The sequence below is a fragment of the Streptomyces plumbidurans genome (genome assembly GCF_019857225.1).
Classification (GTDB): domain Bacteria; phylum Actinomycetota; class Actinomycetes; order Streptomycetales; family Streptomycetaceae; genus Streptomyces; species Streptomyces plumbidurans.
Genome location: NZ_JAFJSY010000138.1, coordinates 1 through 9,899 on the forward strand (window position 1 = coordinate 1; position 9,899 = coordinate 9,899).

6 protein-coding genes and 1 pseudogene are annotated in these 9,899 nt (G+C 69.8%); 5 read left to right on the forward strand and 2 right to left on the reverse strand.

Annotation, left to right across the window (positions count from 1 at the left end; translation table 11 throughout):
• A pseudogene (locus JYK17_RS39515) lies at positions 1-681 on the reverse strand (N-acetylmuramoyl-L-alanine amidase); the annotation flags it as partial.
• A 129-nt stretch (positions 682-810) separates the two neighbouring features.
• On the opposite strand from JYK17_RS39515, the gene JYK17_RS39520 reads away from it, so the two are divergent.
• From JYK17_RS39520 to JYK17_RS39540, 5 genes are all read left to right on the forward strand, one after another.
• Positions 811-1,566, forward strand: a complete 756-nt coding sequence (locus JYK17_RS39520) for a TIGR03089 family protein (RefSeq protein WP_222812273.1) — start codon at positions 811-813, stop codon at positions 1,564-1,566.
• A gap of 314 nt (positions 1,567-1,880) precedes the next feature.
• A complete protein-coding gene (locus JYK17_RS39525; protein ID WP_222812274.1) occupies positions 1,881-3,059 on the forward strand; it encodes an LCP family protein in 1,179 nt (392 codons plus the stop codon).
• A 239-nt stretch (positions 3,060-3,298) separates the two neighbouring features.
• Positions 3,299-5,020: an LCP family protein gene (locus JYK17_RS39530; protein WP_108008154.1), complete on the forward strand. Its 1,722-nt coding sequence runs from the start codon at positions 3,299-3,301 to the stop codon at positions 5,018-5,020.
• Between the two features lie 120 nt (positions 5,021-5,140).
• Complete coding sequence (locus tag JYK17_RS39535; protein ID WP_108008156.1) at positions 5,141-6,802, forward strand: LCP family protein; 1,662 nt, start codon at positions 5,141-5,143, stop codon at positions 6,800-6,802.
• A 254-nt stretch (positions 6,803-7,056) separates the two neighbouring features.
• Entirely contained in the window at positions 7,057-8,622 is a 1,566-nt protein-coding gene (locus JYK17_RS39540; RefSeq protein ID WP_234548490.1) for an LCP family protein, read from the forward strand.
• 27 nt (positions 8,623-8,649) lie between these two features.
• On the opposite strand, the gene JYK17_RS39545 is transcribed toward JYK17_RS39540, so the two are convergent.
• Positions 8,650-9,678 (reverse strand): glycosyltransferase family 2 protein, encoded by a 1,029-nt coding sequence (locus JYK17_RS39545; protein ID WP_108008160.1) that lies wholly within the window; start codon positions 9,676-9,678, stop codon positions 8,650-8,652.
• Positions 9,679-9,899: the final 221 nt, after the last annotated feature.

The following is a 9,899-nucleotide window of genomic DNA, read 5'->3' on the forward strand; positions in this document are numbered from 1 at the left end:
GAGGGCGCCGGTGCGCGGGGCGCCGGCCGGGCCTCGCCGCGCCGACGCGCCCTCCGCTGCGGCGTCCTCGCCGGGGTCCACGAGTTCCAGACGCAGGCCCGAGGGGAGGGCGGTGCCGGGTGCGGCGGCGCGGGTGCTCGGGGCGGCGCTCCCGGTACGGGGTCCGCCGTCGGCCCGGACCCGGACCTCCACCCCGTCCGAGTCGCCCACCCACAGCGGCGCGGTGGAGCCGTGCACACGGCCCGAGGTGCGCTCGGCGGTGCCGGGGTCGGCCGCGTCGTCGTTGTGCGTCTCGAGGTTCTGCCAGCCGGACCAGACGCCCGTGCCGGTCGCGCGGGTGCGGACCTGGACGTGTCCGTGCAGTTCGGTGTCCGGGTCGTCCCAGATGACCCCGACCATCGAGAAGTGCCGTACGTCCCGCCGGGTCAGGCCCAGTTCGCCGCCGGACCCGGAGCCGACGGCGCGGTCGCGGGCGGTCGGGGCGACGGGGGCCAGGGGGACGAGGGGCAGCGAGCGGGTGCTGCCGGGGAGGTCGGACGGGGCGTCCGGGGCGGATCCGGCGGCGCCGGTCGCGGGCGCCTTTGGCGCCGCGGCGGCGGGCAGGGTCAACGGGAGGGCGAGGGCGCCCGCACAGGCGACGCCGACCGAGGCGGCGATCGAAGAAGCAAGGAGTCGACGCATGGTGCCGATCCTGAACATAGTCAGACATATCTGTCCATCCGGGAACTGACGGGCCGTCGGCTGCCGTTCCTCCGAACCGGTGGCCCCGCCGGAGCGTGCGCGAGCCGCCGCCCGCGTACCCTTGCGCGGATGAACGCCACCGACCGCACCCCTGCCGACCTGCTGAGTTCCGCGCTCGCCACGGACCCCGCACGCCCCCTGGTGACCTTCTACGACGACGCCACGGGCGAACGCGTCGAACTGTCCGTGGCCACCTTCGCCAATTGGGTGGCCAAGACCGCCAACCTCCTCCAGGGCGACCTGGCCGCCGGACCCGGTGACCGGGTGGCGCTGCTGCTGCCCGCGCACTGGCAGACGGCGGTGTGGGTGCTGGCGTGTTCGTCGGTGGGGGTGGTCGCCGATGTCGGCGGGGATGCGGCTGCCGCCGATGTGGTGGTGAGTGGGCCGGAGACGTTGGAGTCGGCTCGGGCTTGTCGGGGGGAGCGGGTTGCTCTTGCTTTGCGGCCGCTTGGGGGGAGGTTTTTGGATGTGCCGGAGGGGTTTGTTGATTATGCGGTGGAGGTGCCGGGGCAGGGGGATCGGTTTGTGGCGTTCGGGGGGGTGGATCCGGATGCGGTGGCGTTGGTTGTGGGTGGGCGGGAGTTCAGTGGGGCGGAGGTTGTTGAGCGGGCTGTTGCGGAGGCGGGGGATCTTGGACTTACCGGGCCTGGAGCGCGGATTCTGTCCGGGCTGCCGTACGACACATGGGAGGGGCTGAACGCGGGGTTGTTCGCGGCGCTGGCCACTGGGGGGTCCGTGGTGCTTTGTCGGCACTTGGAGCTGCTGGGGGAGGATGCGGTGGCTGCTCGGGTGGAGAGTGAGCGGGTGTCTGTGGTGCGCCGCTGAGGGTGGGGGGCGTGGTGGTTTGGCGGGTGCGGGTTCGTTGTGGCTTGTCGCGCAGTTCCCCGCGCCCCTAAAAGCTTGCAGTCGTCCTGCGCCCTGACAGATCCGCCCGTCACCCCGGCCGCCTGAAAAGCCTGCCGTCGCCCTGCGCCCCTCAAAAGCTTGCAGCGCCCCGCGGCCTCGGAGATCGCCGTCACCCCGCGGCCCTAAGAGCCCGCCCTCACCCGGACGGGTCAGTAACAGGCCCCCTCTGAACTGCCCCCGAGGCATGGTCGTAGGACCAGGGCGTTGGTGCGGCTTGAGGGGTGGAGCGGGTCGTGGAAGGGCTGAGGCGTCTGTTGCGGCCGGGTCGGCGGCGGTGGGTGCGGTACGGGGGGATTGGCGTCGCCTTGGTGGCGGTCGGGGTCGCCGGGGGTGGGTGGGTGCTGTACATGAAGCTGGACGGCAACATCACGCCCGATGAGGCGGCCGCCCGGGAACTGGCGCGGTACGAGAAGGAGCGGCCCACCTCGCTCGTCAAGGACGCGCAGAACATCCTGGTGATCGGTTCGGACTCGCGCTCCGGGGACGGCAACGCCCGCTACGGGCGGGACTCGGGCACCGAGCGGTCCGACACGACGATCCTGCTGCACCTGTCCAAGGGCCGGCACACCGCCACCGCGATCTCCCTCCCCCGTGACCTCATGGTCAACGTGCCCTCCTGTCTGCGCCCCGACGGCACCCGCTCCGAGCCGACGTTCGCGATGTTCAACTACGCCTTCCAGGTGGGCGGTTCGGCCTGCACCATCCGGACCCTGGAGAAGCTCACCGACATCCGTGTCGACCACCACATGGTCATCGACTTCCACGGGTTCAAGGAGATGGTCGACGCGGTCGACGGCGTACGGGTGTGCCTGAAGAAGCCCATCGACGACAAGGCCGCCAAGCTGAAGCTGCCCGCGGGCCGGGTCACGCTCAACGGCGAGCAGGCGCTCGGCTACGTCCGCGCCCGCAAGTCCCTCGGCAACGGCAGCGACACCGACCGGATGGAGCGCCAGCAGCGATTTCTCGGCGCGCTCGTCAACAAGGTGCAGAGCAATGACGTACTGCTGAATCCGGTGAAGCTCTATCCCGTGCTGGACGCCGCCACGTCGTCCCTCACCACCGATCCGGCTCTGGCGAGTCTGCGTGGTTTGTACGAACTCGTGCGCGGTCTGCGCGACATCCCCGCCGAACGCGTGCAATTCCTGACGGTTCCGCGGGAGTCGTACGTCTACAACGCGAATCGCGACCAGCTCGAGGAACCCGAGGCACAGAAGCTCTTCGAACGGCTGCGCAGGGACACGCCGTTGACGGTGACGAGGGCAGCACCCAGCAATTCCGCCGCAAAGAGTCGCAATTCGGCTACGAAGAGCGATGGCAACTCCGGTGGGAAGCGGTCCGATCGGCCCGGGACGTCCGTTTCGCCCGCCCCCACGTTCAGCGGTAACACCGCCGCCCAGGACACGTGCGCGTAAAGCGAACACCAAGGCGACGAACAGCCACCGCAAGAAAGTCCCATGAAATGGGCGGATTGCCCAGTTGTAGGGACGTGGAATTTGTCACCGTCGTCGCTTGACGCCGAACTGGGCGGATAGTGTGAGCGATCCGGTGCACATAGCCGCGTGGTCCTTCTCGGGGTCGTGCACTGCGAGACCAGACCGAGCGCCTTGGAGGGGGAAGGCGCCGCGTGGCCTAACGGAGGATTCGGACAACCGTGGACTCGCAAAGCCGTGGGCGGGCGGACGACATCGACCCCGCAGACCAGTGGGTGCTCAATCCGAACACCGGCGAATACGAACTGCGACTGACTCCTTCCACACCGCGATCAGCGGTCCCCGGCCCGCGCAGATCCGCCGCTCGTGACGCGGGCGCCGCGAACCGCAACCGCTCGGCAGCGCCGACGGCCCCGGGCCGCGATGTGCCGCCGCAACGGCGGCGCCGCACACCGGAGGAGCCACTGCCGGGACGGCGCGGCCGGCGCCCGGCGAAGAAGAAGTCGAAGGCGAAGAAGGTCCTGATGTGGACCGGCGGCAGCATGGCGTTCGTGCTGCTCGCCACCGCCGGTGGCGCCTACCTCTACATCAAGCACCTCAACGACAACATCACGTCCGTCTCCGACGACGGCGCGAGCACCGGTGGCTTCAGCAAGGGCAAGGCGATCAACATCCTGCTGATCGGCACCGACAAGCGCACCGGCAAGGGCAACACGAAGTACGGCGACTCCGGCAGCGTCGGCCACGCGGACACCACGATCCTGCTGCACGTGGCCAAGGACCGCTCCAACGCGACCGCGTTGAGCATCCCGCGCGACCTGATCACCGACATCCCGGACTGCCCGACCAAGCAGGCCGACGGCAGCGAGAAGGTCATCCCGGGCACCAGCGGCGTACGGTTCAACACCAGCCTGGGCCAGGACGACCGCACGCCCAGCTGCACCGCGCGCACGGTCACGGAGCTGACCGGCATCAAGCCCGACAACTTCATGGTCGCCGACTTCAACGCGGTCAAGACGCTGACCACGGCGGTCGGCGGCGTCGACGTATGTCTCGGCAAGGACATCAACGACCCGGACTCGCACCTGAATCTGAAGAAAGGCATGCGCCACATCCAGGGTGAGACGGCCCTGGCCTTCGTGCGCACCCGGCACGCGGTCGGCTTCGGCGGCGACCTGAGCCGGATCACGCTGCAGCAGCAGTTCCTCAGCGCGCTGATGCGCAAGCTGAAGTCGAACGACACGCTCACCAACCCGGCGAAGATGGTGAAGGTCGCCGAGGCGGGCACCAAGGCGCTGACCGTCGACTCCAACCTCGACAGCATCGGCAAGCTGAAGGACCTCGGTCTGGAGCTGGGCAAGCTCAACCCGAAGAACCTGACGTTCACCACCGTGCCGGTGGTCGACAACCCGGCCGAGAAGGTGAAGGCGACCGTCGTCCTCAACGACTCCAAGGCCCCGCAGGTCTTCCAGGCCATCAAGAACGACGTCTCCTTCACCGCGGTCAAGAAGGAGAAGAAGAAGGAGGCCGCCGCCGTGGCGGCCCGTCTCAAGGGCTCCAAGTCGGCCGCGTCCGACGTGCGCGTGCGGATCCTGAACGGCGGCGCCGCCGCCGGCAGCGCGCAGGCGGAGCTGGAGTACCTGCAGAACCAGGCGGGCGTGTCCAAGTCCGAGAACGCCGGAAACGCGGACGCGGCGCTGAGCAAGACGACGCTGGAGTACGCCCCCGACCAGGCACCGCAGGCGCGTCGGCTGGCCGACATCATGGGGCTGTCCGGCTCGGCGCTCAAGCCCGGCAAGAGCGTGACCAACGCGCAGGGTCTGCCGACGATGACGCTGACCCTGGGCAAGGACTTCGAGACCGCCGGGGAACCCCTCACCGCGGCGTCCAAGGCACCGGACGTCGACAAGCAGACGGCGGACAAGGTCGAGTGCGCCAAGTGACGCGGCCACAGCCGCGGATCGATCTGGTGGAGTGCGCCGAGTGACCTAATGGGCCTGTCGTGCGTCTAACAGGGCGCACGGCAGGCCCATTTGGCGGCGCAAGGGTGGGGAGGACGGGGGATGTCTCAGAGCGATGTGCGCAAAAGGGCGCCACGGCCGGACGGTCGACGCGACGTTCAGCGCGACGTTCGACGCGATGCTCGGCGCGCTTCCGGCGGCGAGGGGCCGCCGCCGCCCGGGGACGCGGACGGCAACGGGCACGGACGGCGGCGGCCGCGGCGCAAGCACCGGGTGCTCAGATGGTCCGCGACCACGCTGGCGGTACTGATACTCGGCACGGCCGGCGCCGGATACCTCTACTACCAGCACCTGAACGGCAATCTGCAGAAGGGCGAGCGCAGCAGCGGCGACTCCAAGGCGCGCAAGGCGCAGCCGAACGCCGCCGGGCAGACCCCGATGAACATCCTGCTCATCGGCTCGGACAGCCGTAACTCCGACGAGAACGTGAAGCTGGGCGGCAGCAGGGACACCCGCGGCAACCCGCCGCTCGGGGACGTGCAGATGCTCATCCACCTCTCCGCCGACCGCAAGAGCGCCGCGATGGTCAGCATCCCGCGCGACACCCGGGTCGACATCCCCAAGTGCAAGGACCCCGACACCGGACGGGTCTACCCGGCCACCAACGACATCATCAACACCTCGCTGGCCCGCGGCGGAGCCGGCTGCACCCTGGCCACCTGGGAGAACCTCACCGGGGTCTACATCGACCACTGGATGACGATCGACTTCGCGGGTGTGGTGCGGATGGCGGACGCCATCGGAGGCGTGGACGTCTGTGTGAAGCAGAACGTCTGGGACCACCCGACGGCCGCCGTGCCCGGCGGCTCGGGCCTGAAGATGACGGCGGGCACCAAGAAGGTCAAGGGCAAGCAGGCGCTGCAGTGGCTGCGCACCCGGCACGCCTGGGGCAGTGACCCGATGCGGGCCCGCGCGCAGCACATGTATCTCAACTCGATGATCCGCACGCTGAAGAAGCAGAACGTCTTCACCGACACGGGCCGGCTGACCGATCTGGCCGAGGCGGCCACGAAGTCCCTGAAGGTCTCCGAGGAGATCGGCACCGTGAAGAAGCTGTACGACCTGGGGATGCAGCTGAAGTCGGTGCCGACGGACCGCATCACCTCGCTGACCATGCCGAACGTGGAGGACCCCAAGGACGCCAACCACCTTCTGCCGGACGGCGCCGGAGCCGCGAAGGTGTGGCAGATGCTCCGCGACGACGTGCCCTTCGACGACAAGGGCAAGGCGTCGGGCGGGTCGGGCGCGAAGAAGCCGAAGCAGGAGGCGACAAAAGCCCCTTCGGCATCGGATGACAGGATCGGCGTCCTGGTGCAGAACGCCACCGGCACCTCCACGCTCGCCCCGGTCCCCGGGCGCGCGGGCGCGATCGCCGCACAGCTCGCGCAGAAGGGCTTCGCCAGAGCGTCCAAGGACACCACGGCGGGGCTCGTCGAGGACCACACCGTCGTGCGCTACCCGAGCGCCGAACTGGAGGGCGACGCCCAGCGCATCGCCAAGTCGCTGGGGATTCCGCTGAGTTCGGTGCACAGGTCGACGGACGTCTCCGGGGTCACGCTCGTCGTGGGCGCCGACTGGCGTACGGGCACCACGTATCCGAAGCAGTCCGGCGCCGAGTCCGACGGGCTGCCCGGCAGCGCCGACGCGATCAACGGCTCGGACAGCGGACAGTGCATGGACGTGTACGCGCCCTACCGCTGGTAGCGGACCGGGGTGGTGGGCCGCGGCGGCACCCGCTGCGCCGGGGCCCACAGCAAACTCCCAACTGGCTGCACAATGATGAGGCGCGCTCACGTCCGACGGACGCACAGGGCGCCGCCCTCTCGCGCACTCCGTTTGGGGAAACGGGTGCCCGGGAGGCTGGACCGTCCACGGCCGTTGCCGGGACACAGGGGTGGGAGGTCAGCAAGGTGGGGCGGAGCAGTGTGCGCGGGGAGGTGCCCGCGGTCGAGGACACGATGTCCCTCACGCCGCGGGGCAAGGACGGAAGGGGCGGCGGCGCCGAGCCGCCGCAGGTGCCGGGCGGCGACCGCGGACGCCGCAGACGGCGCGTGCTGCGCTGGTCGGCGATCGTTCTGGCGGTGGTGATACTCGGCACGGCGGGGGCCGGCTATCTCTACTACCAGCACCTCAACGCCAACATCAAGAAGGACCATCTCAACATCGGCGACGCGAAGGACCGCGCCGCCGAGTCGAAGGCCAACGCGGCCGGGCAGACCCCGCTGAACATCCTGCTGATCGGCTCCGACGCCCGGGACTCCGAGGAGAACCAGAAGCTCGGCGGCGCCAAGGACACCTTCAACACCGCGCCGCGCGCCGACGTCCAGATGCTGCTGCACCTCTCGGCGGACCGCTCCAACATGTCGGTCGTGAGCATGCCCCGCGACACCCTGGTCGACATCCCGAAGTGCACCGACCCCGACACCGGCAAGGTCTACGGGGCGCTCACCTCGACGATCACCAACGACTCCCTCGGCCGCGGCGGCCCGGGCTGCACGGTGGCGACCTGGGAGAAGCTGACCGACATCCACATCGACCACTTCATGATGATCGACTTCGCGGGCGTGGTGTCCATGGCGGACGCCATCGGCGGCGTACCGGTCTGCGTGGACGCCAACATCTACTCCAAGTCCTCCGACGGCCACGGCTCCGGGCTGAAGCTGAAGAAGGGCACGACGTCCGTCAAGGGCGTACAGGCCCTGCAGTGGCTGCGTACGCGCTACGGCTTCGAGGACAACACGGACATCGCCCGGGCCAAGGCGCAGCACCAGTACATGAACGCGATGGTGCGCCAGTTGCGCGAGAACGCCACACTCGGCAACCCCAACGCGCTGCGCAAGCTCGCGGAGACGGCCACCAGCGCGCTGACCGTCGACGACGGCCTGGGCAGCGTGGCGAAGCTGTACGACCTGAGCAAGGAGCTCAAGAAGGTCCCCACCAAGCGCATAACCATGACGACGATGCCCTGGCAGTACTCCTCGTCCAGCAGCGGCCGGGTCGTGCCGAAGCCGGGTGACGCGGAGCAACTGTTCCGGCTGGTGCGCGAGGACATCGCGCTGGACGGCAAGGACAAGAAGAAGCCCGCCACGCCGGCCTCCACGGACCCGCCCGCCGCGGACGACCACATCGCCGTACAGGTGCAGAACGGCACCGCCTCGAACACCCGGGCCGCGCAGACCGGGCGGGCGCACGCGATCGCCCAGCTGCTCACCGGCAAGGGGTTCACCGAGGCGGTGGCCGACTCCTCGGCGATCAGCGGCGTGGACAGGACGGTGATCCGCTACCCGAGCGCGGACCTGGAGGGCGATGCCCAGCGGGTGGCCGAGGCGCTCGGCGTCCCCTTGTCCTCCGTGAAGAAGTCGACGGACGTCAGCGGGGTCACGCTGGTCGTCGGGGCCGACTGGCGCTCCGGCACCAAGTACACCGCCCCGGCCGAGGACGACAAGACACCGTCGTCGGCACAGGTCATCAACGGCTCGGACAAGAAGCAGTGCATGCACGTCAACCCGAACTACACCTGGTAGTCCGGGTCAACGGACGGCCCCCGGTGCTCAGTTGGAGGCGAGCACCGCGGGGCGCCGGGAGGCGATGACCTTCTTCGCCAGGGACTTGGGGCTGGTCAGGAAGCCCCAGCCCCACGACATGTGCATGGTCGCGAGCGCCACGGGGATCTGCAGCCGCGCCTTCAGCGGCAGCCCCTTGCCCGCCGGGACGGAGCCGAGGACTATCGCCGCGAGATAGCCGCCGGGGATCACGAAGCCCCAGGGCGTGAGGACCGCGCCGGCCACGATGCCCGCGGCGATCGCCAGCAGCGCCGTCGGCGGGGCGAGGTAGCGCAGGTTGATGGAGCCCTCGTGGAAGCGGGCGACGACGTGCCGCCAACGGCCGTAGTCCTTGTACTGCTTGGCCAGCGCCCGCATGCTCGGGCGCGGGCGGTAGGACACCTTCAGCTCCGGCGAGAACCAGATCAGCCCGCCCGCCTCGCGGATGCGGAAGTTCAGCTCCCAGTCCTGGGCGCGGATGAACTCCTCGTTGTAGCCGCCCTGTTGCTCCAGCGCCTCGCGCCGGAACACCCCGAGGTAGACGGTCTCGGCCTCGCAGGCGGCGCCGCCGGTGTGGAAGACGGCGTTGCCGACCCCGATCTTCGAGGTCATGGCGGCAGCGACCGCGCGCTCCCAGTCGTTCTCGCCCTCGGCGTGCATGATGCCGCCGACGTTCTGCGCGCCGGTCTCGTCCAGGAGGCGTACGGCGGTGGCGATGTAGTTCGGCGAGAGCATGCCGTGGCCGTCGACGCGGACGACGATCGGATGGCGCGAGGCCTTGATCGCGGCGTTGAGGGCGGCAGGCGTACGGCCCGTCGGGTTGGGGACGGTGTGCACGCGCGGGTCTTCGGCCACGAGCTCGGCGGCGATCTCGTCCGTGCGGTCCGTGGACGGACCGAGGGCGATCACGACCTCCATCTCGCCGGCGTACTCCTGCGCGAGGATCGCTTGGACGGCTCCGCGCAGATGCCGCTCCTCGTTGAGGACCGGCATGATCACAGACACGGCGGGGAGTCGCACGTCGGGGTTGGCGTTCATCGCCCGTTACGTTACCGCGAATGGGGGACACCGTTGCGCCCCGCCGTGGCGGTGGCCCGGGCTACAGATCGTATGGGCCTACGGTGCTCACGATCCCACGTACGGCCGTCGCCCGGAGGTGTCCCCCTTGCCCACGCAGCCTCGGTCCGCCGCGCCCGCTCCCCCGCAGCGCCGCCCCCGGCCCGCCGGCCCCCCGCACCCGCGCGGCCCGCGTCCGCCGG

Excerpts from the sequence above, each read along its gene's own strand:
- JYK17_RS39520 (WP_222812273.1), top strand. The coding sequence starts at position 811 with ATGAACGCCACCGACCGCACCCCTGCCGACCTGCTGAGTTCCGCGCTC.
- JYK17_RS39535 (WP_108008156.1), top strand. The coding sequence starts at position 5,141 with ATGTCTCAGAGCGATGTGCGCAAAAGGGCGCCACGGCCGGACGGTCGA.
- JYK17_RS39540 (WP_234548490.1), top strand. The coding sequence starts at position 7,057 with ATGTCCCTCACGCCGCGGGGCAAGGACGGAAGGGGCGGCGGCGCCGAG.
- JYK17_RS39545 (WP_108008160.1), bottom strand. The coding sequence starts at position 9,678 with ATGAACGCCAACCCCGACGTGCGACTCCCCGCCGTGTCTGTGATCATG.